Annotated in this window: 23 protein-coding genes, 1 other RNA gene and 1 pseudogene; 9 read left to right on the forward strand and 16 right to left on the reverse strand. The window is 58.8% G+C overall.

Annotated elements, in window-relative coordinates; all coding sequences use genetic code 11:
• The first annotated feature begins 41 nt into the window (after positions 1–41).
• Both PSH79_RS03615 and PSH79_RS03620 read left to right on the forward strand, forming a co-directional pair.
• The gene (locus PSH79_RS03615; RefSeq protein ID WP_305441285.1) at positions 42–935 is read left to right on the forward strand and encodes an NAD-dependent epimerase/dehydratase family protein; all 894 of its coding nucleotides are present in this window, start codon (positions 42–44) and stop codon (positions 933–935) included.
• Between the two features lie 140 nt (positions 936–1,075).
• Entirely contained in the window at positions 1,076–1,693 is a 618-nt protein-coding gene (locus PSH79_RS03620) for a Fic family protein (protein ID WP_305441286.1), read from the forward strand.
• Positions 1,694–1,695: 2 nt separating this feature from the next.
• Here the strand turns inward: PSH79_RS03620 and PSH79_RS03625 are convergent, their stop codons facing one another.
• Positions 1,696–1,857, reverse strand: coding sequence for a hypothetical protein (locus PSH79_RS03625; RefSeq protein ID WP_185037034.1), 162 nt, complete (start codon positions 1,855–1,857; stop codon positions 1,696–1,698).
• Between the two features lie 289 nt (positions 1,858–2,146).
• Between PSH79_RS03625 and PSH79_RS03630 the strand changes: the two genes are divergently transcribed.
• The 4 genes from PSH79_RS03630 to PSH79_RS03645 all read left to right on the forward strand — a co-directional run bounded on the left by PSH79_RS03630 (position 2,147) and on the right by PSH79_RS03645 (position 6,351).
• Positions 2,147–3,496 (forward strand): GntP family permease, encoded by a 1,350-nt coding sequence (locus tag PSH79_RS03630; RefSeq protein ID WP_305441287.1) that lies wholly within the window; start codon positions 2,147–2,149, stop codon positions 3,494–3,496.
• A 15-nt stretch (positions 3,497–3,511) separates the two neighbouring features.
• Complete coding sequence (locus PSH79_RS03635) at positions 3,512–4,372, forward strand: MurR/RpiR family transcriptional regulator (RefSeq protein ID WP_305441288.1); 861 nt, start codon at positions 3,512–3,514, stop codon at positions 4,370–4,372.
• Position 4,373: 1 nt separating this feature from the next.
• Positions 4,374–5,831, forward strand: a complete 1,458-nt coding sequence (locus tag PSH79_RS03640) for an amidohydrolase family protein (RefSeq protein ID WP_305441289.1) — start codon at positions 4,374–4,376, stop codon at positions 5,829–5,831.
• Positions 5,832–5,982: 151 nt separating this feature from the next.
• A complete protein-coding gene (locus PSH79_RS03645; RefSeq protein WP_305441290.1) occupies positions 5,983–6,351 on the forward strand; it encodes a glyoxalase superfamily protein in 369 nt (122 codons plus the stop codon).
• 65 nt (positions 6,352–6,416) lie between these two features.
• On the opposite strand, the gene PSH79_RS03650 is transcribed toward PSH79_RS03645, so the two are convergent.
• From PSH79_RS03650 to PSH79_RS28125, 4 genes and pseudogenes are all read right to left on the reverse strand, one after another.
• Entirely contained in the window at positions 6,417–6,782 is a 366-nt protein-coding gene (locus PSH79_RS03650) for a DUF6124 family protein (RefSeq protein WP_305441291.1), read from the reverse strand.
• A gap of 515 nt (positions 6,783–7,297) precedes the next feature.
• Positions 7,298–8,314, reverse strand: coding sequence for an AraC family transcriptional regulator (locus tag PSH79_RS03655; protein WP_305441292.1), 1,017 nt, complete (start codon positions 8,312–8,314; stop codon positions 7,298–7,300).
• Positions 8,315–8,605: 291 nt separating this feature from the next.
• Positions 8,606–9,469 (reverse strand): methyl-accepting chemotaxis protein, encoded by an 864-nt coding sequence (locus PSH79_RS28120; protein WP_370593494.1) that lies wholly within the window; start codon positions 9,467–9,469, stop codon positions 8,606–8,608.
• 42 nt (positions 9,470–9,511) lie between these two features.
• A pseudogene (locus tag PSH79_RS28125) lies at positions 9,512–10,552 on the reverse strand (methyl-accepting chemotaxis protein); the annotation flags it as partial.
• A 216-nt stretch (positions 10,553–10,768) separates the two neighbouring features.
• On the opposite strand from PSH79_RS28125, the gene PSH79_RS03665 reads away from it, so the two are divergent.
• A complete protein-coding gene (locus PSH79_RS03665; RefSeq protein WP_305441294.1) occupies positions 10,769–11,440 on the forward strand; it encodes a histidine phosphatase family protein in 672 nt (223 codons plus the stop codon).
• A complete protein-coding gene (locus PSH79_RS03670) occupies positions 11,437–12,276 on the forward strand; it encodes a phosphatase PAP2 family protein (RefSeq protein WP_305441295.1) in 840 nt (279 codons plus the stop codon). Before PSH79_RS03665 ends, PSH79_RS03670 begins: the two co-directional genes overlap by 4 nt.
• Here PSH79_RS03670 and PSH79_RS03675 read toward each other — a convergent pair.
• The 4 genes from PSH79_RS03675 to PSH79_RS03690 form a co-directional block, all read right to left on the reverse strand.
• Positions 12,258–13,697 carry a glycosyltransferase family 39 protein gene (locus PSH79_RS03675; RefSeq protein WP_305441296.1) on the reverse strand — a complete coding sequence of 480 codons (1,440 nt, stop codon included), beginning with the start codon at positions 13,695–13,697 and terminating at the stop codon, positions 12,258–12,260. The genes PSH79_RS03670 and PSH79_RS03675 overlap by 19 nt on opposite strands.
• A gap of 69 nt (positions 13,698–13,766) precedes the next feature.
• Positions 13,767–14,354, reverse strand: a complete 588-nt coding sequence (gene rimJ / locus PSH79_RS03680; RefSeq protein WP_305441297.1) for a ribosomal protein S5-alanine N-acetyltransferase — start codon at positions 14,352–14,354, stop codon at positions 13,767–13,769.
• 247 nt (positions 14,355–14,601) lie between these two features.
• A complete protein-coding gene (locus PSH79_RS03685; protein ID WP_305441299.1) occupies positions 14,602–14,973 on the reverse strand; it encodes a hypothetical protein in 372 nt (123 codons plus the stop codon).
• 197 nt (positions 14,974–15,170) lie between these two features.
• Positions 15,171–16,097 (reverse strand): hypothetical protein, encoded by a 927-nt coding sequence (locus PSH79_RS03690; RefSeq protein ID WP_305441300.1) that lies wholly within the window; start codon positions 16,095–16,097, stop codon positions 15,171–15,173.
• 241 nt (positions 16,098–16,338) lie between these two features.
• Here PSH79_RS03690 and PSH79_RS03695 point away from each other — a divergent pair, with 241 nt between their 5' ends.
• Positions 16,339–17,379, forward strand: coding sequence for a DMT family transporter (locus PSH79_RS03695; RefSeq protein WP_305441301.1), 1,041 nt, complete (start codon positions 16,339–16,341; stop codon positions 17,377–17,379).
• A gap of 110 nt (positions 17,380–17,489) precedes the next feature.
• Here the strand turns inward: PSH79_RS03695 and ssrA are convergent.
• From ssrA to PSH79_RS03730, 7 genes are all read right to left on the reverse strand, one after another.
• Positions 17,490–17,878, reverse strand: a transfer-messenger RNA (tmRNA) gene (gene ssrA, locus PSH79_RS03700).
• Positions 17,879–17,974: 96 nt separating this feature from the next.
• Positions 17,975–18,250 (reverse strand): hypothetical protein, encoded by a 276-nt coding sequence (locus PSH79_RS03705; RefSeq protein WP_305441302.1) that lies wholly within the window; start codon positions 18,248–18,250, stop codon positions 17,975–17,977.
• Between the two features lie 205 nt (positions 18,251–18,455).
• On the reverse strand, positions 18,456–18,737 hold the full coding sequence (locus PSH79_RS03710; RefSeq protein WP_305441303.1) for a hypothetical protein: 282 nt from the start codon (positions 18,735–18,737) through the stop codon (positions 18,456–18,458).
• 130 nt (positions 18,738–18,867) lie between these two features.
• Positions 18,868–21,678, reverse strand: coding sequence for an FAD-binding and (Fe-S)-binding domain-containing protein (locus tag PSH79_RS03715; protein WP_305441304.1), 2,811 nt, complete (start codon positions 21,676–21,678; stop codon positions 18,868–18,870).
• The gene (locus PSH79_RS03720; RefSeq protein ID WP_305441305.1) at positions 21,675–22,346 is read right to left on the reverse strand and encodes a lactate utilization protein; all 672 of its coding nucleotides are present in this window, start codon (positions 22,344–22,346) and stop codon (positions 21,675–21,677) included. Before PSH79_RS03720 ends, PSH79_RS03715 begins: the two co-directional genes overlap by 4 nt.
• Positions 22,346–23,800 carry a LutB/LldF family L-lactate oxidation iron-sulfur protein gene (locus tag PSH79_RS03725; protein ID WP_305441306.1) on the reverse strand — a complete coding sequence of 485 codons (1,455 nt, stop codon included), beginning with the start codon at positions 23,798–23,800 and terminating at the stop codon, positions 22,346–22,348. Before PSH79_RS03725 ends, PSH79_RS03720 begins: the two co-directional genes overlap by 1 nt.
• Positions 23,797–24,621 carry a (Fe-S)-binding protein gene (locus PSH79_RS03730; protein ID WP_305441307.1) on the reverse strand — a complete coding sequence of 275 codons (825 nt, stop codon included), beginning with the start codon at positions 24,619–24,621 and terminating at the stop codon, positions 23,797–23,799. Before PSH79_RS03730 ends, PSH79_RS03725 begins: the two co-directional genes overlap by 4 nt.
• Between the last annotated feature and the right edge of the window lie 72 nt (positions 24,622–24,693).

The following is a 24,693-nucleotide window of genomic DNA, read 5'->3' on the forward strand; positions in this document are numbered from 1 at the left end:
CGATACTCGTCCCATCACTTATTCACGCAGGGAGTTTCTCCATGAACGTATTCATCACCGGCGCTGCCGGTTTTATCGGCGGCTCCATCGCTACCGGTCTGGTCCAGGCCGGGCACAACGTCACGGGGCTGGTGCGCAGCGTCGAGCAGGCTGATGAGCTCAAGGCATTGGGCATCACTCCGGTGATCGGCACCCTCGACGACAAAGCCTTGCTGACTGAACAGGCCCGCGCCGCCGACGCCGTCATCAACGCCGCCAGCAGCGACCATCGCGGCGCGGTTGAAGCCTTGCTCGACGCCTTGCGCGGCTCCAACAAAGTATTCCTGCACACCAGCGGTTCGAGCATCGTCGGCGATGCGTCGGGCGGTAAATCCAGCGACGTCATCTACTACGAAGACAACCTGCCAGAGCCGACCGTCGACAAAGCCGCCCGCGTGGCGATCGACAACCTGATCCTTGCTGCGGCAAAGGATGGCGTGAACTCGGCGGTGATCTGCAACACCCTGATCTACGGCCACAGCCTGGGCGTCAACCGCGACAGCGTGCAGTTGCCGCGCCTGCTTAAACAGGCACGCAAAAGCGGCGTGGTGCGCCATGTCGGCACGGGCCAGAACATCTGGTCCAACGTACACATCGAAGATGTTGTTGCGCTGTACCTGCTGGCGCTGAGCAAAAACGCGCCGGGCACGTTCTACTTTGTTGAAAGCGGCGAAGCGTCGTTCATCGACATGACCACCGCCATGGCGCAAGCGCTGAATCTTGACCCGCCACAAGACTGGCCGTTGAAAGACGCCGAAGCCGAGTGGGGCTATGAAATGGCCAACTATGGCCTCGGCTCCAACAGCCGGGTGCGCGGCAAGCACGCACGGGAGCTGCTGGGCTGGGCGCCGAAGCGTACGTCGGTGGTGGAATGGATTCGTAACGAAATGGTGTGACGGGCGTTTAAGCCCCGCCGGGCTTTGCTATCAACCTTTAAAACGGCTGCCATCGGGCAGCCGTTTTTATTTCAGGCTTTGCTCTTGTGTTAAGCCAGATCTATGTTGCTCTGAACATTGCCGGTTCAGCAGGTACAAGGATGATTAACCGTTACGACGCAGAAGGAGCACAGAGCAGCTTTCAGCCTGGCTCTAATGAGCAAGTGCTGAGCAATAAACTGGGCATTACCGATCCTGAAGATATGGATGATGCAGAGCTGGTTCTGTTGGAGAAGCTCTACCAATCAGTACTCATAGAGCATTTGCCTGATCGGCCACTCACTGTTCAGGATTTGAGGGATTGGCATCGGCACTGGCTGGGGAATGTCTATCCATGGGCTGGCGATGTCCGCGCGGTCAATTTGGGTAAAGATGGCTTCTTCTTTGCCGCTGCTCCGCAGATTCCTCGGTTGCTTGATGGATTTGAAAACGACTGTCTCGCCAAATACACACCGTGCAAACCCGATCTGGATGAGAACTTGATTCACGCCATCGCTGTAACGCACGTGGAGTTCATCCTGATTCATCCGTTTCGCGAAGGTAACGGGCGCTTGTCGCGACTATTGGCGGATGTCATGGCCGTGCAGGCAGGTTACGTACCGCTGGACTACAGCAGATGGGAACGAAACAAAGAGGCTTACTTTTCTGCAATCCACCAAGGCCTGAACTGCAACTACGAACCTATGGAGTATTGGGTACGCCAAGCAATGTGGACTTGACGTTACTTGGCCAGGGATAGGTGCAGGAACTTGCTGGTTTTGACTTTGAGCTTGTGTTCAATCGCCTCGACACTCTGACCTGTTTCGATGGCTGTTGAGCTCGCGATTGCACGGATCAGCGTTTCGGCAGTGATTTTTTTTCTGGTGCGGCGCGCAGTGGTCATATCGCAGGCTCGATTTAGTACGTCAGGCGAGTATAGCGCTTGCCTAAATTTTCCGAATAGCCTTTAACCCTGTGGGAGCTGGCAAGCCAGCTCCCACAGGGTTTTGTGTTTGGCAGAAGAACATGAAAATCGCGCCCCCCGATTTTCATTAGTCGCGACACTACATGCCTCTGTGCGACATGCCTTACCTCTCCACGAAAATTACTTTCATGTGGTTTGAAATCTCGATCTCGAAATGATTTATGAGTTTCACAACCCATTCGAACGTGACCCTTTCGAGGAGTACCGCATGACGCCTTCCTTCGGCTATTGGCTGCTGGTCTACGCCGCCGTCGCCATTATCGCTTTGATCGTGCTGATCGCCCGTTACCGACTCAACCCATTCATTGTCATCACCCTGATTTCCATCGGTCTGGCGTTGGTGGCGGGCATGCCGCCATCCGGTGTGGTAGGTGCGTATGAGGCCGGGGTGGGCAAGACGCTGGGGCATATTGCGCTGGTGGTCGCGCTGGGGACGATGCTCGGCAAGATGATGGCCGAGTCCGGCGGCGCCGAGCAGATGGCGCGCACGTTGATCGACAAGTTTGGTGAAAAGAACGCGCACTGGGCGATGGTGTGCATCGCGTTTCTGGTGGGGCTGCCGCTGTTCTTCGAAGTCGGTTTCGTGTTGCTGGTGCCGATTGCCTTCACTGTGGCGCGACGGGTGGGTGTATCGATTCTGATGGTCGGTTTGCCGATGGTTGCAGGTTTGTCGGTGGTGCATGCGCTGGTGCCGCCGCATCCGGCGGCGATGCTCGCGGTGCAGGCGTATCAGGCGTCGGTCGGGCAGACGTTGTTGTATGCGATTGCCATCGGCATTCCGACGGCGATTATCGCCGGTCCCCTGTACGCCAAATTCATCGTGCCGCGCATTCAATTGCCGGCAGATAACCCCCTGGAAAAACAATTCCTCGACCGCGAACCCCGCGACACACTGCCGGGCTTCGGCATCACCATGGCGACCATTCTGTTGCCCGTGGTGTTGATGCTGATCGGCGGTTGGGCCAACCTGATTTCCACGCCGGGCAGCGGTTTCAATCAGTTCCTGTTGTTCATCGGCAACTCGGTGATTGCGCTGTTGCTGGCGACCTTGCTCAGTTTCTGGACGCTGGGGATTGCCCAGGGTTTCAACCGCGAATCGATCCTCAAATTCACCAACGAATGCCTGGCGCCGACCGCCAGCATCACCTTGCTGGTCGGCGCTGGCGGTGGTCTGAACCGGATTCTGGTCGATGCCGGCGTGACCGATCAGATCGTCGGCCTTGCCCACGAATTCCAGCTTTCACCGCTGATCATGGGTTGGCTGTTTGCGGCGTTGATGCGTGTTGCCACAGGTTCCGCCACGGTGGCGATGACCACCGCATCTGGCGTTGTTGCGCCGGTGGCTATCGGTCTGGGTTATCCACACCCCGAACTGTTGGTGCTGGCGACCGGCGCCGGGTCGGTTATCTTTTCCCACGTCAACGACGGCGGCTTCTGGTTGATCAAGGAATACTTCAACATGACGGTCGCGCAGACGTTCAAGACCTGGACCGTGCTGGAGACCTTGATCTCGCTGGTCGCTTTCGGTCTGACCGTCGGCCTTTCCTACCTGCTGTAACCGGAGTCATCCGCCATGGACATCCTCTACCAGATCCGCGCTCGCCAGGACTCCTTCAGTGCCGGCGAAGGGCGCATCGCCCGGCTGATGCTCGACGACGTCGGCTTTGCCGCCTCCGCCAGCCTCGAAGATCTGGCGCACCGGGCCGAAGTCAGCACCGCCACGCTGTCGCGATTCGCCCGCACCGTCGGCTGTCGTGACCTGCGTGATTTACGCTTGCAACTGGCCCAGGCCAGCGGCGTCGGCAGTCGCTTTCTAGACCCGGCAGGCACGCCTGAGCAGTCGGCGTTTTACGGCCAGATTGTTGGCGATATCGAAACCACACTGCGCCAGCACCTGGCCGGATTCGACGAATCACGCTTCGCCGATGCGGTGAAATTGCTCGGCCAGGCGCGGATGATTCACGCCTTTGGTATGGGCGGTTGCTCGACGTTGTGCAGCGATGAGTTGCAGGTACGACTGGTGCGCCTCGGCTACCCGATTGCGGTGTGTCACGACGCGGTGATGATGCGCGTCACCGCCGCCAGCCTGAACGCCGAGCAAGTGCTGATCGTCTGCTCGCTGACCGGTATCACCCCGGAGCTGTTGGAGACCGTCGAGCTGGCGCGCAACTACGGCGCACGCATCCTCGCCATCACCCGCGCCGACTCGCCACTGGCCGAACTGGCCGACATCGTCCTGCCGCTGCAAGGCGCGGAAACCTCGTTCATCTACAAACCGACGGCGGCGCGCTACGGCATGCTGCTCGCCATCGACGTGCTCGCCACCGAGCTGGCGCTGGCCAATCCTGAAGACAATCAAGAACGTTTGCGGCGGATCAAACTCGCCCTCGACGAATACCGTGGCGGCGACGATCACCTGCCGCTGGGAGACTGACATGCAGTACGACACGCTGATTCGCAACGCCCTGATCATCGACGGCAGCAACACGCCCGGTTACCGCGCCGACGTGGCGATTCTCAAGGGGCGCATCGTGCGTATCGGCGACGTGCACGACGCCACCGCCAGCGAAGAAATCGACGCCGCCGGCCGTGTGCTGGCGCCGGGTTTTATCGACGTGCACACCCACGACGACACCGTCGTGATCCGTCAGCCAGAGATGCTGCCCAAGCTCAGCCAAGGTGTAACCACGGTGATTGTCGGCAACTGTGGGATCAGCGCCTCGCCGGTCACTTTGAAAGGCAATCCGCCAGACCCGATGAACCTGCTCGGCACTGCCGCAGCGTTTGTTTACCCGCGCTTCAGCGATTACCGCGCGGCGGTCGAAGCCGCCAACACCACGTTGAATGTGGCGGCGCTGGTCGGGCACACGGCGCTGCGCAGCAATCATCTCGACGACTTGTTCCGCACCGCCACGCCAGAGGAAATCGCTGCGATGCGCGAGCAATTGCGCGAAAGCCTTGAGGCCGGCGCACTTGGCTTATCCACAGGCCTGGCCTACGCCAGCGCCTACAACGCTTCCACCGATGAAGTCATGCAACTGACCGAAGAGCTCACGGCATTCGGTGCCGTTTACACGACCCACTTGCGCAGCGAATTCGCTCCGGTGCTGGAAGCGATGGATGAGGCGTTTCGCATCGGAAAACACGCACAGTCACCAGTGATCATTTCCCACCTCAAATGTGCCGGTGTCGGTAACTGGGGACGTAGTCCGCAGTTGCTCGCCTCACTCGAAGAGGCGGCGAAAACCCATCCGGTCGGCTGCGACTGCTATCCGTATGCGGCGAGCTCATCGACGCTGGATCTGAAGCAAGTCACCGACGCCCACCGCATCACCATCACCTGGTCGACGCCGCACCCGCAAGTCAGCGGCCGCGACCTGATCGACATCGCCGCCGAATGGCACCTGCCGCTGCTCGACGCCGCCAAACGCCTGCAACCGGCGGGTGCGGTGTATTACGGCATGGACGAGGCCGATGTGCGAAGAATCCTCGCACACCCGTTGTCGATGGTGGGCTCTGACGGACTACCGGAAGACCCGTTCCCGCATCCACGTTTGTGGGGCGCTTTCCCACGGGTGCTCGGACATTTCAGTCGCGACGTCGGGCTGTTTCCGCTGCACACCGCCGTGCACAAGATGACCGGTCTGTCGGCGGCGCGATTTGGCTTGAAGGAAAGGGGGGAGATTCGTGAAGGACATTGGGCGGATCTGGTGATGTTTGATCCGGCGACGGTGCGCGATGTGGCGGATTTCAACGACCCGCAACGCGCGGCACAGGGTATCGACGGTGTGTGGATCAACGGCGCGCTGAGCTATCGCAACGGACAAGCAAACGGCCAAAGGAAAGGACGATTCCTCGCCCGGGAAGGAGATTTGCGCAAAGGTTTCAATTAGTCGCAACCCCCCTGTAGGAGCTGCCGCAGGCTGCGATCTTTTGATCTACGTCTCATAGTGGCACTGTGCAATTAAAGAAACGCCAACCCAAGCCGAATTGCTGACATCAAGCCCAGCTACACTCTTGGGCCAATCAGTCAGGGAGCACCCCATGAGCTTCGGCAAAACCACCCCGATCCTGCGGATTTTCGATGAAGCCAAAGCCGTAGAATTCTACGTCGACTTCCTCGGGTTCAAGATCGACTGGCAGCATCGTTTCGAAGCGAACTTCCCGTTGTATCTGCAGGTGTCGCGGGGTGAGTGTGTGCTGCATTTGTCCGAGCACCATGGTGATGCGACGCCGGGTTCGGCGTTGCGCATCGAGACTGATGAGCTGGAAACGTTTCAGCAGCAATTGGTTGCCAAGGACTACAAGTTCTCGCATCCGCAAATTCAGGCGATGCCTTGGGGTAGCCAGGACATGACCATTGCTGACCCGTTTGGCAATCGGTTGGTGTTTACCAATGCGATCAGTGTTTGAAGCAGTTTTAAGCGGTACAGAAAACCCGCAGCCAAACCATCACGGTTTGACTGCGGGTTTTTTCGTTACTCGGTCGGCACTAATCGATCCAGCACTCGATTAACCGCCAACTCCGCGAGCATCACCACTTGAGCAATGCCTTGCAGGGTCTTGCGGTGGGTGCCTTCTACGAATGCTATGTGGTTGTTGATCATGACGGTGGCCGAACCCAGTGTTTCACTGGCATCCACCAACAGGGATTCGTTATCGGACTCGGGGTGCGCCATGTACAGGGTGTTGGGTTTGTAGGGCGCAGCCATGATGGCGGCAGTCGGTGGGCCGAGATAGTGGTCGAGCGCACGCTCGGCGGCTTCGTGGAATTTCTTTGAATCGGCGGATTCGTAGGGAGATCCCGGGTCAGTGACCGGCGGGTTTGGCGTGATTTTGAACATAAGCTGTGTTCCCTTCATTGAGCGCCAACCCTTTGCTACTAAACGAAGGGGTGGCAGCTGTACGCAGGTTAGTAGACCGGGGAACTCAGCTTAAGCCGGCGCGCCGAAGCGCCCTACGTACAGCCACCATCAAACTCAGGTACGCAAGCACCTGTGATGAATGTACGACCAACCGAATTACCTCGGGCTACTAAACCCGATCACTGTGAATCAGTGACCCGAATGAAGTTACGCAGCATGACCTGGGCGCACAAGCCGGCGGATTCTGGCTTAGCCGTAGGCAGCGGCGCAAGGATTTGTAGGCTGTCGGGCGTAACACAGAGTGTCTTTAAACGCCTGTGGCTGGAGGCGTTTATTGCGCTACAGAAATTGAGGATTTACCTGTCGGGTTTTTGGTGCGGCCACTGGCGCCATCGCTGGCCAGCCAGCTCCCACAGTGACCGAGTCGTACACCGAATTTGTGGTTCACCGAGAAACCTGTGGGAGCTGGCTTGCCAGCGATGAGGCCCCAACAGTCACCCCCGATGCATCTGCCGAAACTCCCCCGGCGGCATCCCCCGGCGACTCTTGAACGCACGATGAAACGAGCGCGGTTCGGTAAAGCCCAGATACTGCGCAATGTCCTGGATGGGCAGGTTGCTGTTGAGCAAGTAATGCTCAGCCAACTCCTGACGCAGGTCATCAAGGATCTGCTGATACGACGTCCCCGCCTGCTGCAACTGACGCTGCAACGTACGCACCGACACGGCCAGTTGTTCAGCCACTTGCTCCTTGCGCGGCAACCCCTCCTTGAGCAACTGACGCAGGATGCTTTTGACCCGCTGCGCAAGCGACGCATCCTCCAGCGTCGCCATCAACCCCATCGCATGTTCTTCCAGCGTACGCAGCAATTGCGCATCGGCCTGGCGCAACGGCAACTGCAGATACGCCAGCGGCACAATCAACGCCGAATAAGGCTGATCGAACAAAACCGGACAACCGAAAAACGCTTCGTACTGCGCCAACGTCGTCTCGGCCGGGCGCGAGTGTTCCAGCCAGACAGCGGCAGGCGAGAGCTGCGTATCAGCAATCCAGCGCGCATAGTGCAGCCACGAACCGAGCACGTTTTCCACCAGATGCCGACGAATCCGTGGGCGCTGATAACGGCAACTCCAGATCAGATGCACATGCCCGTCCTGCACCTCGGTGCGGCTGACGCCCATGTCGCCCACCAGTTTCTCGAACGGCATGATCCGGCTCATCGCATCGCCCAGCGTCGCGCAGTTCATGGTGATGTAACCGAGCACGCTCCATGAATTGGGCAGTACAAATTTCGCCGCGTTAAGCCCGAACAACGGATCACCCGAGTATTCGCAGAAATAATCGAGCAACTTTTCATGGGCCTCACCGGGCAAGCGCAGGGTGTTGTCGCTTAACTGCTGCGCCTGCAAACCCGCCGCCGCCAACGCAGGCTCAATGGCCATGCCCAAATGCTCGGCATGGCGCAGGTATTTGAGCAGGGGCGGAACGGAGGTGAAGCCGAGCGATGGCATGATCAAACCCTGCATGAGCGAATGAATGCCCTGAAAGGTAGTTTGAAAGCATGGCTGAAGTAAATGGCGGTTTAGCGGTGTTGGCGGGGGCGTTGGATTTGCGTTTGCACCGAGACGGTGAGGGGGGCTTTCTCGGGATAGCCAATTTTCTGTAACGACAGTCAGATCACGTTCGCGAGCAAGCCCGCTCCCACCGGGTATTTGGGGCGTTCACAGAATCTGTGATCGCCACCTTACCTGTGGGAGCGGGCTTGCTCGCGAATGGATCGTTCATTCACCGCAGGCGAATGATCAGACGCGGAAGTGGCTTACCATCTGCTGCAACTGACCACCCAAGCGCGCCAGCTCAACACTGGAAGCGGCGGTTTCGTCGCTGGCGGCCGCGGTCTGTTCAGACACGTCGCGCACGTTGATGATGCTGCGGCTGATCTCTTCAGCCACCGCGCTTTGCTGTTCGGCAGCGGCAGCGATCTGCTGGTTCATCGACTGGATGTTCGACACCGTGCGGGTGATGTTTTCCAGCGATGCACCGGCCTTGCGGGTCAGGGCGACACTGCTGTCGGTCAGGGCGCGGCTGTTGTTCATCACGGCCGAGACTTGCTGGGTGCCGTTTTGCAGACCGGCGACCAGGCCTTCGATTTCTTCGGTGGATTTCTGGGTACGCTGGGCCAGGCCACGGACCTCGTCGGCCACCACGGCAAAACCACGACCGGCTTCACCGGCACGCGCCGCTTCGATCGCGGCGTTGAGCGCCAGCAGATTGGTCTGTTCAGCAACGGCTTTGATCACGTCCATGACGCTACCGATCTTGTCGCTTTCCTGTTGCAGCACGCTCATGGCTTCTGTCGAACGCACCACTTCGCTGGCCAGACGCTCGATCTGCGCGATGGCTTCATTCACAACCTTGTCGCCTTCACGGGCTTCGCCGTCAGCAGCGGCAGCGGCTTGCGAGGCTTCTTCGGCGTTGCGCGCGACTTCCTGCACGGTGGCGGTCATCTCGTGCATGGCGGTGGCGACCTGATCGGTCTCGACCTTCTGGCTGTTCACACCGGCGCTGGTTTGCTCGGTGACGGCCGACAGTTCTTCGGCGGCGCTGGCGATCTGGGTGACGCCGTCGCGAATGCCGCTGATCAGGTCGCGCAGGGTCACGCCCATGCGGGCGATGCCTTGTTGCAGCACGCCGAGTTCGTCGCGGCGGGTGACGGTGACATTCTGGGTCAGGTCGCCGCTGGCGATGCGCTCGACCACGGCCAGGGTTTCTTGCAGCGGACGGGTGATCTGACGGGTGATGATCACCGCAGCAATCACGCCAACCAGCAGGGCCAGCAGGGTGCTGATCAACTGGAAGGTGCGCGCCTGAGCGCTTTCGATGTCGCGACGGTCAAGCTGGATCTGGTACAGCTGCTCGCTCAGGCTCACGATGGTGGTGCCCTGATCGGTCATTTCCTTGCGTGCCTGCACGGCTTCGCTGTTGGCGTTTTTGTACGCCATCAACGCGCTGCGATAGTTGGTCAATGCCGTTTCCAACTGACGCAGAGCGTCTTGCTGGGTATCGGCGAAGCGCACGTTGAGTTGCTTGAGGCTGGCGATTGCCACGTCGATCTGGCCGATGGCTTTCTGCTCGGTTTCGGCATTGGTGGTGGCGGTATAGCCGCGCACTTCATAGCGCGCGAGGATGAACGCTTCCTTGGCGGCGGTGATGGCCTGGAACTGTTCGAAACGCTGCTCGCTCGAGTCCATCTGCTGGACGCGCTTGCTGATCGACTCGATCAGGTTGTAAGCGGTGTCGGCGTTGGTGCCCATGACGTCGCGGGCGCTGTTGCCGGTGCGATAGGCGTTGCGCATTTTGTTCAGCGACGTCTGGTATTCGGCGATGGTCGCCGCCTGCGCCTTGAGCAGTTTGACGTTTTCCGGGCTCTTGAATTTGCTGATCAGCGCCTGCTGCTGTGCGGCGAAGCTTTCAAGGGTGGTCTGCACATTCTGCGCGGCGGTTTCGTCGCCGTTGGTCAGCATGTATTGCAGGCGCACCACGCGCAGTTTGGTCAGGCCAGAGTTCAACTGGGTGATGTCGCTCATCCAGTTGCTGCGGTCAATCAGGCCGCCCAGGCTCGTCCAGCCGGTCAGGGCCAGGACGCAAGTCAGTGCCAGGACAAGGCCGAAGCCCAGTCCCAATTTCATGTTCACGCTGATGTTGCCGAACCAGCTATTCATCACAATTCCTCCAGGAACGTTGTGCATCTTGATCGTCGGTCAGGCTGGAAGATTGTTGTTTTTTTGAGCCAGCAAGGGTGTTAGCAGGTTTGTATCGGCCGCAAACCCGAGAGCTGAAAGGATTTTGTCCGACAGAATTTGTAACAGGCGCCTCCAAGACTTTTTTCACATGGGTTTCACTGGCTGCCCACGCGGGCATCTGTAGCTTCGCCACATCGAATGACAAGTGATGGCGGCTATTCTGTGGAATTGAGACTGAGTCTGTTCGGCGTCAAGCGCTCGGTTGACCTGAGTGGTTTTGCGCGTTTTCGCAACACCTGGGTGGTATTGGCGGCATCGGTGTTGGTTCTGCCGCTGACCTTATGGCTGCTGGCGCCTGCCGCAGTGCCCGACCTGGCCCACGGCAATGTCGCCGGCGCGCAGGCGTTGGTGGCAGGGTGGACCAATGGCGACATGATCGTGCTGGTGCGCCACGTCGAGCGCTGCGATCACTCCAAAGCTGCGTGCCTGAGCGGTAATGACGGCATCACTGACCGTTCGCGCAGTGTTGCGGTTGCCGTCGGCGCGCAGTTCGAGCATCTGGGTCTGAACAACGTCGACATCTACAACAGCCCGGTGATGCGTACCGTGCAGACCGCCGGTTACATGTTCAGCCGCGCCGCCAGCGGCGAAGACTGGCTGATCAACTGCAAGGGTCGCATGTTGCAGGATGCACTCGCCCACAAGATTCCCGGTCGCAACCTGATTCTGGTGACCCACAGTGAATGCATGGCACAACTGGAAAAAGACCTGAAAGTACCTACGTCCGACCTTGGTTACGGCGCTTCATTGTTCGTTTCCGCTGCCAGCCCGGCGGCTCCAAAAATGCTCGGCTTTATTGAAGCCTCCGACTGGCGCACGGTGACCACCCGATGAAATCCCGTTTTTACGCTTACAACTTCGGCATCCCGCTGGTCTGCGCGGCGCTGGTGTTCCTGATGTTCGACATGACCAAGATCGATATCGCCTTCAGCAATCTGCTATTCGATCCGCTGACCCAGAGCTTCCCGCTCGACAGGATTCACTTCTTCGAAAAGCTGACCCACAAGTGGGCGCGGATCATTCCGAACTGGACCGCCGAGATTGCCTTGATCGGTGCGATGCTGTCGGTGGTCTGGCCGTTGGTCAATCCACAGAAACGCCCGCGACTCGGCGCGTTTCTGGAACGCAGTAAAGTCGCACCGGTGCTGCGATTTGCCGCTGATCATCGTAGGGATTTTCTGTTTATCGTCGTTGCTTTTGCGGTGTGTACCGGCGTGATCCATTTCCTCAAATCCCACACCAGCGTTTACTGCCCGATCGAGACAACGTTGTATGGCGGCAAAATGGCCCACATTGAGTGGTACAGCAATTTCCAGTTGTTCCACGAAGCGGGTAGTGGCCGCTGCTGGCCGGGCGGACATGCATCCGGCGGTTTCACTATGCTGGCGTTGTATTTCGTGGGGCGCCGTTACCAGTGGCGTTTTTCCAGTGCATTGTTGTGGGGCTCGTTGTTGCTCGGTTTCGTCTACGGCACGACGCGGGTTCTGCAGGGGTGGCACTACATGTCCCACACCCTCTGGGCCGGAATCTTTGTGTGGCTGGCATGTTTGCTGACGGCGCTGGCGTTCTATGGGCGGGCACGGTTGCAGGAACCGGTGTTGCACAAGCCTCAGCCGCCTGATTACGCCGCCAAGCCGCTATCTGATGGGCTTCAGTCGCTGACGAAGTAATACGCCTGGCGCCCGACCATCAGGGTCTTGAGCACTTTGAGCGGTGCGGCGGGAATGCTGTCACCAGCCATCACCACCACGTTCGCAGGCGCAGCCGCGAGGAATTCCCTCAGTTGCGCGTCGGTGTCCAAGCCCTTTAGCACCTGTTGGGTGTAGAAAACGCTGGCGCCGCCGACCCGCTCATTGGCTTGAAACAAAGCGACCTGATGCCCTTCGGCTTGCAGCGACTGAATGTGTTCGGTCAGCGGCAGGAATGACAGTTTTTTATCCGCATGGGGCAACGCCCACTGCGCAGCGGCGAGATAACCGGCGATCACCACGGTCAGTACACCGGCACCCAGTGCCTGACGATGACGGGCGATTCTTCCGACAAATCGTTTGGTGCTTTCGTACTCTTTCAATCGCTCGAACAGTACGCCCGCATATTCCGCAGCAATCACCGCAGCCGCTGGTGTCATCGACATCAGGTACACCGTGCGCTTGCTTGATGCCAGGGTGAGCATGATGAATTGCGCAATTATCCACAGGCTGAAAAACAGCAGATAACGATGGGTCTTCAACTGTTTACGCAAATGCCACAGCCCCAGGTACACCAGAATGTTCCACGGCAGGAACGCTTCGGGCAGTTTGGCCAGGTAGTAATAGAACGGCTCGTAGTGCCCGGCCTCGACGAACGATCCGCTGAAGCGACCGACGCTGTTGGTCAGCAACACTTCTTTTACCGCTTGCGCACCGCCGTGTTGATAAAGAACGACGAGCCAGATCAGCAGTGGAATCAGCCCGACCACGGTGAGCAGTCCCGGCCTCAGCCAGTCACCGATTTTCAGGCGTTTGTCCATCAGGTTATCGGCCAGCAGATAAGCAAAAATCACCACCCCTGGCATCGCCAGGCCCAGCACGCCTTTACTCAGGGTGGCGATGGCAATGCCGACGACAAATAGCAGCGAACTGCCGAAGGTCGCTGCACGTTGTGCCTGGAAAAATGCCAGCAACGCCGCCGTCACACCGAGGGCCAGCAGCGCATCCTCGCCCACGCCGCGCACGTTACTCCAATAACTGGCCATGGTTGCCAGCAGAATTCCCGCCGTCCACGCAATTGCCTTGGGCCGCTCGAAGCGCCGCAACATACCGTAGAGCAACATCACGCTGAGCAGCCCGGCCACCGCTGACGCCAGTCGCACCGCCCACGGCGAAACGCCGAACACGCGCATGGCGCCGGCATCCAGCCACAGACTCAGCGGTGGTTTTTCCAGAAACGGCTCGCCGAACAGACGGGGCGTCACCCAGTCATCGTCCAGGTGCATCTCCATGGCGATCCCGGCGACGCGGGCTTCGGTGGAGCCTTGCAATTGATGGTTGCCCAGTGCGAAGAAAAACAGCAGGGCAGCAAGCAGAAACAGCGAAGTGGCGGCACGCGACATGGGTTTCAGGCAACCGGAAGGTGTGTGAGGCCTGAGCATAAATCGGCATTGCTGAACAAATTGTGAACATCACCCCAGACGGCGCGACCAACGCTGATCCGGTGCCTCGAACACTGGGTTGACCAACGCTGTCAGCACATGGTCCTGCCAGCGCCCGGCAATGTTCAGATACGCCTTGGCGTAGCCTTCCTGCTCGAAACCCAGTCGCTCCAGCAATCGGGCGCTGCGCTCGTTGCCGGGAACGTAATTGGCCATGATCCGGTGCAGGTTCTGGGTATCGAACATGTAGCCAATGCCGGCCTCCAGGCCTTCTTGCATCAAGCCCTGGCCTTGATGCGCTTCATCAATGTGATAGCCCAGATAACACGCCTGAAACGCCCCGCGAATGATGCCGCTGAAATTGCACGCGCCGATCATCTGCTGGCCGTCCGGCGTCAGCAGGGCGAAATGCAAGGCCAGCCCGGCTTCGAAGGCGCTGGCCTGGATGTCGAGGCGCCGGCGAATCTGTGCCGTGGAAAAGTAGTCGGTGGTGCGGATCGGCGACCACGGCGCGAGGTGACGTTGGTTGCGTTGGTAGAAATCACTTTCCAGGTCTGCCTGGTCCGGGGAAAGGATGGCGAGCGTCAGGCGTTGGCAAGGCAAAGTCAGCAGCGGCATCGGGCGCTCCGGTAGGCGAGAGGATTGCTGGCAGATTCGCGCAATACCCGGGGTTCGGCAAGTGATGGAGAGAGGGGGGGGGGTTAAACGCCAGGCAAAAAAAAGCCCGCGGGAGAGCCGCGGGCGAACCGTAGTTTCTTGAATGAGCGAGTGGACTGTACAGCTTCGGCTTATCAGCGGCAGTGAAGAAAAATTCATCTCGATGGACCGTTTCGATGCCGCTGCCGGCCTGTACAGACTTCGTGGGTCAGTGGCGAACTTCGGGGTTGGGCGAGTCAGGCGATCCCTGTTGAGCAACCTGATCCCGTGCCCGGCAGATCACGATTTCGGCCAGTGCACTCAGTTGCTTCATGACCACCGCGACATGGCGCTTGGAGCCGTCGAATTCGTCGGCAAAGTTTGCACTGATGTCCACCAGGGACTCGAGCAGATCGCTGGCGTGCGCAAGCAGGGTCAATGTGTCGACATCGTCGCGCACGCTGAGCATCTGCTTGAGGGGAACGGTACGGCGGGGTTTGCGTGGGTTCGAACCGGTGGTGCCGGGTTGCTGTTTAGGGCCGGAAGTTTGCGCATCGGCAGGTACCGGTCCAACAAGCGTAAGGCGGGTGATTTTTTTCATGACGTGGCTCCGTGGAGTGAACAATCTCTGCGGGGGCGGTCTGTCAAACCGTCCGCTGGAGGGCAGCGAGTCGTGGAGGGTAGCGCCCTGAAAATCGGTTCACCAGTTCATGAAAGTCGACGCGTGTTGAGGGAAATTTCCTAGGACGTGGAATGTAGGAAGCGAAAGTCGCTGGCTAACCACGTCCGAGAGCTTTTTCAGTACTCCGAGACTTTATCCTCGCGCAAGACCCATCCCGCTTCACCCGGCATCAACTTGTATTGAATCTGTCGCCTCTTCCCTGTTCGCCCTGCATTGGCATCCGCGCTGTCGTATACCGGAAAGCGCTGCACCAGCGTATTTTCCACCACCGAGAATGAATCCTCGCCCTGATAGCCTTCGGCTGTTTTCGGGTTGTCGCTGACAGGTGGCAGGTAGATTTCGCTGAGGGATTTTTTGTTGTTGGCTGAGTAGGCAATCAATTCGCCCGGCATGCTGCGCCCGGCAGGGCGTGTGTATACGTAGATCTCGGGGGAGCCGTCGTTATTCAGATCGGCGACTTCGGCGCGGACGATATTGCCGTTGAGCGGGCGGGTGATCGTCGAGTTATCGATTTCCAGCCCTTTAGGCTCGATGCGCAAGGTGGGTTTGCCGTCGACCTGATCCGCTTTCACATGAAAGTCGATGCCCTGCAATGCCAGGTTCTGGTCAAAGGACTGGCTGTTATCCACAGCGTCGCCGTTGGCGAGAATCAGGGAGATTTCGTAATTGGCCACTTCATCGCGCCGTGCCGCATTGCGCATGAGATAGACCTGAACCGTGTATTCGCTATCGGCGGGCAACGAGCCAATGAAGTGATTGCCCATGATCGAGCCGTTGAACAGGGCGTAATCAGCGCCTTTGGCGGTGACGTTGAAGTTGGCGGAATTGTTGGAGGTTTTAAAACCTACCGTCAGGATCTGCCCAGCCTTGGCGTTGAGCTTGTACTCGGCCGTTTTATAGCCTTTGATCGACTGTTTGAATTGCACGCTGCCATAGCCGCTTTTGTAGACGACTGGCTGGATCCTCGGAGGGATCTCGCTGTTGGCTGCGTGGGCAGACATTGAAACGAGGGTCGCCAGTGCGGCGCCGAGCCAGATGTTCATGAGCGTCCTTGGGGTAATGGCCTGAGTGCCTTGAAGGATAGATCCACGGACGCACACCCGTCCAACCGCACCGTTGCTTGAGTCTCGATGGATTTCAGATTGTGTTTGAAGTGAGTCACACATCCGATTGGCCCAGCGATGAGGCGACAGTCAGGGGCGCATCGGCTGTTCACATAATTCTTACGCAAGCAAAGCTATGATGTTCGGGCATGTGCATTGGGCCAGACAGGGCGGCGCCATAATGAATTTGAATGTTCTCTACGCGTTGGCGGCTGCAGCTTTGTTCGGCGCCAGCACGCCACTCGCCAAGCTTTTGGGGGTGGAGACAAACCCCGTCCTGTTGGCCGGGCTGCTCTATCTGGGAAGTGGTTTGGGGCTGGGTGTCGTACGTTTTGTTCGCGATCGAGCGTGGCGGCGTTCAGGGCTAACGGCAGAGGAGTGGCCCTGGCTGATCGGTGCCATCGTCTTTGGCGGTGTACTGGCGCCGACCGCCCTGATGTTCGGTCTGACTCGAACGACCGGGGCCACAGCCTCGCTGATGCTCAATCTTGAGTCGGTGCTGACTGCGGTGCTGGCGTGGGCGGTATTCAAGGAAAATGCTGATCGCCGGATCGTGATTGGCATGATCGCGATTGTCCTGGGCGGTGTCGTGCTGGCATGGCCACAAGAGACGGCGACGGCCCATGACTGGACGGGGCCACTGGCGGTGGCTTTCGCTTGTTTGTGTTGGGCGATCGATAACAATCTGACCCGTAAAGTCTCGGCCTCGGACGCGCTGTTTATCGCCGGCAGCAAAGGTCTGGCGGCCGGTGTGGTCAATTGTTCTCTGGCATTGTTCATTGGCGTGCAACTGCCTGCTGCGGGCTCATTGGTCTCAATCATGCTGGTGGGATTTCTCGGCTATGGCGTTAGCCTGGTGCTGTTCGTTCTCGCCCTTCGCGGACTGGGCAGCGCTCGTACGGGCGCGTACTTTTCCACGGCACCGTTTTTGGGGGCAGTTATTTCGATCATGGTGCTGGGCGAGTCGGTATCGCTGATGTTCGCCCTCGCGGCAGCGTTAATGGCTTTCGGTGTGTGGATTCACCTGATGGAAAATCATGCTCACGAGCATCAACATGAACCGCTAGAGCACGACCATCGCCATACCCACGACGAACACCACCAGCATGAACATGACTTTGCGTGGGACGGCACCGAGCCGCACAGTCATCCGCATGGGCATACTCCGATAAGCCACAGCCATGCGCATTTCCCCGATATTCATCATCGGCATCGTCACTGATGAGTTGAAGCGGGCGGGGGGAGTCTGGAGTTTTTGGGGCGCCGCGAAACGAGTTGTCCGGGCCCCAGATGCGACAAAGCCCGCACTGGGCGGGCCTTGTCGTTGAGAGTTGGTGGAGCCGGGGGGATTTGAACCCCCGTCCGCCAGTACTCCGCTGTCGGTACTACATGCGTAGCCGTGTCTATTAAGTTAACCCTCAGCGACCCGACGGGCAGGGTGCTTTGGGCGAGTTGTGTAAGTTTTAGCCGCTTCGTCCACAACGTACTGCACGGCGATTCTGTTCTATATGACAATCATTTTGGGTTTACAGACATCCCCTGATGATTGCTGGACCCGAAGGTACCAGGAGCATTGTCAGCTGCAATTAAGCAGCGAGAGCAACACCGTATTGGTCGTCATTGGCAACTATAAGTAGTTGCAACAGTGGATTTACGACTTCTGTTACCAAGTCGGCATGCACCTAAAGTTTCGCAACCGGCGTCGAATCCTAAACGGCCCCGAACTCATTGCTCAGTACATCTGGTTGAGCAACAAGCATGTGCAGTGTACGCCAATCGGCGTGTAAGGCCAACCCGAAGGTTGGCCTTGAGGTATGTCAGTTGCGTGTCGGGTTACGGATCTGCATTTTTGTCATCAGGCCCGAAGTGATCTCCACGCAATCCTTGTCGTTGCCGGCCGCTTGAGCCGCCATGGCTTTTTCCTGATCCGCCTTGACGTTGTTCATCGAGGATTCAGGAAGGGATGGCTGACTGGTGACAAAGTCCTTGATGGCTTGAAGATTCCCGGCACAAAGGTCTTTGTCTGCCGCAAATACCGGCGACGTTAGCAGGGCACCAGCGATGAACAATCCAGCAATTGCAGAATGCTTCATGGGTATCTCCTTGAACGGTTGGTCTCGGTGCTGCCGGACGATCTGGCGGCGATGCCGAGGTCGTAACAGGTCCCGTTCTTATCGGGACTGTTCAATCGACCGCGACGGCACCCAGGAATTCGGTTTTTTTTACATCTGGTATGAAAAGGCTGGGTCACCAAAACCAGGACGAAGAGGCCGACTCATAGGTTGGTCGGGCTATAGGTCATTTTTTGGTGTCACCAGTCGCTTTCTGGATTTCCAGAAGGGTCTGCTGGGTTTCAACAAGGCACTCGTCTGTTTTGCCTTGGGCCTTCAGAGCCTGTGCTTTGCTGACACTCGCCGAGACGCGCGCATTCAGATCCGGTGACGTCTGGTATTGGGCTTTGGAGTTGTCGATTGTCTGCAAATTCGCATCGCACAAGCTGGACGGCTTGCTATCAGCGAACGAAGTGGACGCCATCATTGAGGCAGTAACGAATAGACCGAACAGTACAGAACGCTTCATGGGAATCTCCTTGCACTGAGGAATCCGGACTTCGCTGACCGTGAGTGCGGGTCACCGAAAGAAGGGCAGGCCCCGACTGTTCGAGGCCTGTTCTGTGGACTACCGTCTCGCTCAAGGGTTCTGATTTTCTTCAGCAGGCCTTCGCTCGAGTGACCCGATCAACCAGATAGACCAGCCCGTGGTAGTCAATGCCGCCATGCTGCGTCAGGCCGATTTCGCACGTCCGGCTGGTGGAAATCCCTTCACTGCAATGCTGCACCGCGTCCTTGAGTGTGCGCAGCGAGTGGCTGTTCAGCTCCGGCGTGGTAAAGCCCTTGTCGCCCGCAAAACCACAACAGTGAATGCCCTCCGGAATCACCACGTTTTTACTGCACTTGCGCGCCAGATCAATCAGCGCCTGGCTTTCGCCAAGGTGCTGAGTGCTGCAGGTGACGTGTACGGCAATCGGCGCTTCCTGTGGGGTGAATTCCAATCGATCAAGAAGATGCGTACGGATGAAGCGCACCGGGTCGTATAGATCCAGACGAACATCTCCCACATCCTGCACCAGTCGCAACGTGCACGGGCTGGTGTCGCAATAGATCGGATCAAGCCCGCCGCGACTCGCGTGCAGCAGTGCGCTGATCAACTCCTGACGCTTGTGTTCGGCTTGTTCGGCATAGCCTTTGGAGGCGAAGGGTTGGCCGCAGCAAAGGTTGTCCTGATTGTCCGGAAAGACCACTTGATAACCGGCCTTTTCCAGCAGTCCGCGTGTTTTGTCGTACAGCGACATCTGCTCTTTATCACCCGCCGCCGGGCCCATGACCCGCGATACACAAGCGGCCAGGTAGACCACTCGCGGGCGCTCATCCGACACACTCGGGCTGAAGCGAATGGCTTTCTCCGGCTGCGGCATGGCATTCGTCCAAAGCGGCACCTGGCCTTTGGACAAGCGGGTCAGGGTCGCCGAAAGCTTCGCCAATCGCGGTGCCCCCAGCAGCATCCGCGCACCGTTGGCCACGTGCAGGGTGAAGCGCGCGCCTTGCAGGGTCTTGGCGAAATTTCCTTCAATCCAGTCGGCGGTTTTCTGATGCGTCGCGTGTCGGCCACGCAGCTTTTTCACCAGGTCACCGGTGTTGATGCCTACAGGACAACGTTGTGCGCACAACCCGGTCGCCGCGCAGGTGTCGATGCCTTGGTACTCGTAGGCTTTTTCCAGTTCAGTGGTGTCGATACCTGCTCGTTTTTTCGCCTGAATGTCGCGCCAGATCACAATGCGCTGGCGTGGGCTGAGGGTCAGGCCTTTCGACGGGCAAACCGGTTCGCAGAAACCGCACTCGATGCATTTATCGACAATCTCGTCGGCTGCCGGCAGCGGCTTCAGGTGCTTGAGGTGGATCTGCGGATCTTCGCTGAGTACTACGTCCGGGTTAAGAATGCCGCTCGGGTCGAGCAGACGTTTGAGCTGCCACATCAACTGATACGCGTCGCTGCCCCATTCCAGCTCGACGAACGGCGCCATGTTGCGCCCGGTGCCGTGCTCAGCTTTCAGCGAACCGCCGAATTCCACCGCCACCAGTTGCGCGACGTCGTCCATGAATGCTTGATAGCGTGCGACTTCTTCCGGGCTGTTGAAGCCTTGGGTGAAGACGAAATGCAGATTGCCTTCCAGGGCGTGCCCGAAAAGGATCGCTTCGTCGTAGGAATGTTTGTCGAACAGCTCGATCAAGCGGTTTACACCGATGGCCAGTTGCTCGATCGGGAAGGTCACGTCCTCAATGATCACCGTGGTCCCGGTTTTACGCACGGCACCGACGGCGGGGAAGGTGTCCTTGCGGATTGCCCAGAGTCGGGCGTTCTCGACCGGGTCTTCGGTGAAGTCGACCTGTTTTTCCACCGGGAAGCCGCTGAGCGATGCCATGATCTGCGCCAGTTGTTCCTGCAGCAACGTGGAAGACGCCGCGCGGGACTCGATCAGTAACGCACAGGCATTATTCGACAGTTGTTGTACGAATGAGGGCATGCCCGGTTTGTCCTGCACCGAGCGAAGACTCCGCCGATCCAGCAACTCCACCGCGGATACGGGTTGGCTCTTCAGCACGGTGACGGCGTTGCAGCAGGTTTCCACATCCGGGAATACGATCAGCGCCGAAGCCTTGTTCGGATGATCGATCACCGTGTCGTAAGTCACCGCACTGATGAAGCCAAGGGTGCCTTCCGAACCCACCAGCAAGTGACTCAAGATATCCACAGGGGCGTCGAAATCCACCAGGGCGTTGAGCGACAGGCCGGTGGTGTTTTTCAGACGGTATTTGTGGCGAATTCTTGCAGCCAGTTCGGCATTGGCGCGGGTCTCGCGGCCCAAAGTCGCCAAGCGTTCCAGCAGATCCGCATGGCTTGCGTGAAACGCCGCAACACTGGCGGCATCTTCCGTATCAAGGCACGTGCCGTCTGCCAGTACCAGACGAATCCCGGCCAGCGTGTGATAAGTGTTTTGCGCAGTGCCGCAGCACATGCCGCTGGCGTTGTTGGCGACAATACCGCCGATTTTGCAGGCGTTGATCGACGCCGGATCCGGGCCGATCTTGCGCCCGAACGGAGCCAGCCAGGCGTTGGCTTGTGCGCCGATCACTCCCGGTTGCAGACGGATTTGCGTGCCTTCGCCGCGTATCTCGCGAGCGTTCCATTTATCCCCAAGCACAATCAAAACGGAGTCGCTGATGGCCTGCCCGGACAGGCTGGTGCCTGCGGCGCGGAAGGTCACCGGCACACGGTCGCGCTGCGCCAGTTTCAGCAGTGTCACCACTTCGTTTTCAGACTCGACGCGGATCACCAGTTGCGGAATCAGTCGATAGAAACTGGCGTCGGTGCCGAAGGCCAATGTCGACAGCGGATCATCGAAGCGGCGATCCGCCGGAATCAGTTGTTGCACATCGCGCAGGAAATTCGCCGGTAACGTCATTGGTCCTCCAGAATCAGAACCACCAGGTCTTTCGGACCGTGGGCGCCGTAGGCCAGCACTTGCTCGATGTCAGCGGTTTTCGACGGGCCCGACACCAGCAAGGCGTTGGTCGGCATGCCTTGCGCCCATTCGAATTCCTGTTGCACCTGATAGAAGTTGTCGCGGATTTCGCTGGCCTTGAGCAGGGCGAAATGCACCGGCGGCACCAGACTCATCAGCCGTGGTTCTTCGCGGGTCGGCCAGATAATCAGGCTGCCAGTGGCGGCAATGGCGCCGAGGGTGCCGGTGAGGCTGGCCGGCGTGTCGTTGAACAACTCGGTTTTCCATTCTTCCATCGGCCGGTCGTAGGATTTCAGTGCCGGCAGATCAGGATTGTTCGCCCAGTGTTGTGTGATGCGTTGCCCGTGGGGCGTTGTCGGTGCGATCAACAGACTCGGCAACTGACGATCACGCAGTAATTGAGCGAGCAGCGCTGGCCATTCCTCAGCAGACGTCAGATGGATTTCGGTGTGTACCGCTTCCATCAATTTGCGCAGTTGCGGAATGCGCTGTTCGGCGCTGTAGGTGTAAGGCTGGGTCACCAGATCGACATCGAAGTCGTCGGCAATCGGCGTGGCGCCGGTCAGACTTTTGCGTAGTTTGGCGAGGATATTTTGCTTGGCGCTCATCAGCGGTCTCCCTGTTTGGCCAGATGCTCGCGGGCCATGTCATGCAGTGAGCGGGCGGCGGGTTTCGGCGCACTGTGGTTCTGCGTCCACGGGCCAACGTTGCTCGGAGTGAGGGCGCGCAGGCGCGTGGCGAAGAAGCCGAACAGCCGATACAGCGTCGGCGAACTGTTGAGCTTGGCCCAGGCGTTCCAGATGAAGCGCTCCTTGCGCGAATACTTGCTGCCTTGGCCGCGCATCACTTGATGTGGGCTGTCCGGGGCTTTTACGTTCTCTTCGCGTAGGCGACGTAGCAATGCAGGGATCGGAATTTTTACCGGACACACTTCACCGCAGGCGCCGCAGAGCGAAGACGCACTCGGGTGATCCGGGACTTTCGCCAGACCGACCATGTGCGGGGTGATGATTTTGCCGATCGGCCCCGGGTAAACCTCGCCATAGGCGTGGCCACCGATTCGGGTGTAGACCGGGCAGTGATTCATGCACGCGCCGCAGCGTATGCAGTTCAGGGTCTGGCGCAATTCGCTGTCGGCAAAGGCCTGGCTGCGACCGTTGTCGAGAAGCACCAGATGCACTTCTTGCGGGCCGTCGAGCTCATGCTCCTTGCGCGGGCCGGAGATCATGTTGACGTAAGTGGTGATCGGAATGCCCAGCGCCGAACGGGTCAGCAGCGACAGCAGCGGCACCACGTCGCGCAGGTTTTCCACGACTTTTTCGATGCCGGTGACGGCGATGTGCACCGGCGGCACGGTGGTGGTCATGCGGCCGTTGCCTTCGTTTTCCACCAGCAACAGGGTGCCGGTTTCGGCCACGGCGAAGTTGACGCCGGAGACGCCGATGTCCGCTTCAAAGAATTTCTGCCGCAGGACTCTGCGACCGATCTGAATGAGTTGGTCAACGTCCTTGGTGTATTCCACGCCAAGTTTGTCGTGGAACAAGGACGCGACCTGACCGGCATTCTTGTGGATCGCCGGCATAATGATGTGTGAAGGCTTCTCGTGGTCGAGCTGGACGATGTACTCCCCCATGTCGGACTCCAGACATTCAATGTCTTGAGCCTCGAGGAAATGGTTCATCTCCATCTCTTCGCTGACCATCGATTTGCCCTTGATCACTTGCCGCGCCTCGTGAGCGCGGATGATCGATAAGACGATGCCATTGGCTTCGTCCACCGTTTCCGCCCAGTGCACTGTCACACCGTTGCGGGTCAGGTTCTGTTCCAGTTGCTCGAGCAGGTCGGGCAACTTGGAGAGCGCGCGGGCTTTGATCGAGTTGCCCAAAGCGCGCAAATGTTCTCTTTCGTGGGCATCGCTGAAAGCCGCTGCCCGTTTGGTCATCAGTGAATCCATCGCGGTACGGAAGTTGTTCCGCAGCTGCGCATCACCCAGTGCGTTATGCGCCCGGGTGCGGAAAGCTTCTTCTACGGTGACCGTAGGAATAATCGTCGAGGTGCTCATTTCGCACCTCCGGTTCGCTGCCAGAGGAAACTCGCCAGGTGTTGGCCGCGCAACGCTTCCTTCTGTTTCTCCAGCGAGCCGTTGATGTTCATCAAACAGCCGCAGTCGGCACTCAGCACCTTGTGTGCGCCGGATTCCTTCAACGCGCGGGTCTTGTCAGCCACCATCGCGCCGGAAATGTCTGGCATACGGACGCTGAATGTCCCACCGAAGCCACAGCATTCGCTTTCGTGATCGTGATTGACCCGTTCCACGTTGCTCAACTGCGCCAACAACTCACGGCCGTGCAGGTGGGTGTTCATCTCGCGCCGTGCCGAACACGAGGTGTGCAGCGCCACTTTCACCGGCTCGCCGCTGTCCTTGAGCTGCACCTTGCAGACAAACAGTAGGAACTCGGCCAATTCGTAGGTCCGAGCCGCAAGGGCCTGAACCTGTTTCAAAGTTTCCGGCTCGTCCTTGAACAAGTCGGCGTAATGCTCGCGCAACATCCCCGCGCATGAACCCGACGGCACCACCACCGGATAATCCCCGGCAAACAGCGCCAGTTGCGAGCGCGCCACCGTTCGCGCCTGCTCGGTGTAACCCGAGGTGTAGGCCGGTTGTCCGCAGCAACTCTGCCCTTGCGGGTAGTCGACCCGAATGCCTTCGCGTTCCAGCAAGTGGATCGCGTCCATCCCGGCTTCGGGGTAGAACAGGTCGACCACGCACGTCCCGAACAGGTAGACCCGCGACGGTTTCTCGCTGGGGTATTGCCGAGGTTCGGGCAGTGGCGGTGCAACACGGGTCGCGTTCGGCACGGCGTTGTAATAAAGCTCGCTCATCAGGCGTTTCTCCGGGTGGGCCCGGTTATCCGTCTGTTGCGGCTGCTGAATATAAAGAGCGTTGCTTTCAGC

The sequence above is a fragment of the Pseudomonas sp. FP2196 genome (assembly GCF_030687715.1).
Taxonomy (GTDB): domain Bacteria; phylum Pseudomonadota; class Gammaproteobacteria; order Pseudomonadales; family Pseudomonadaceae; genus Aquipseudomonas.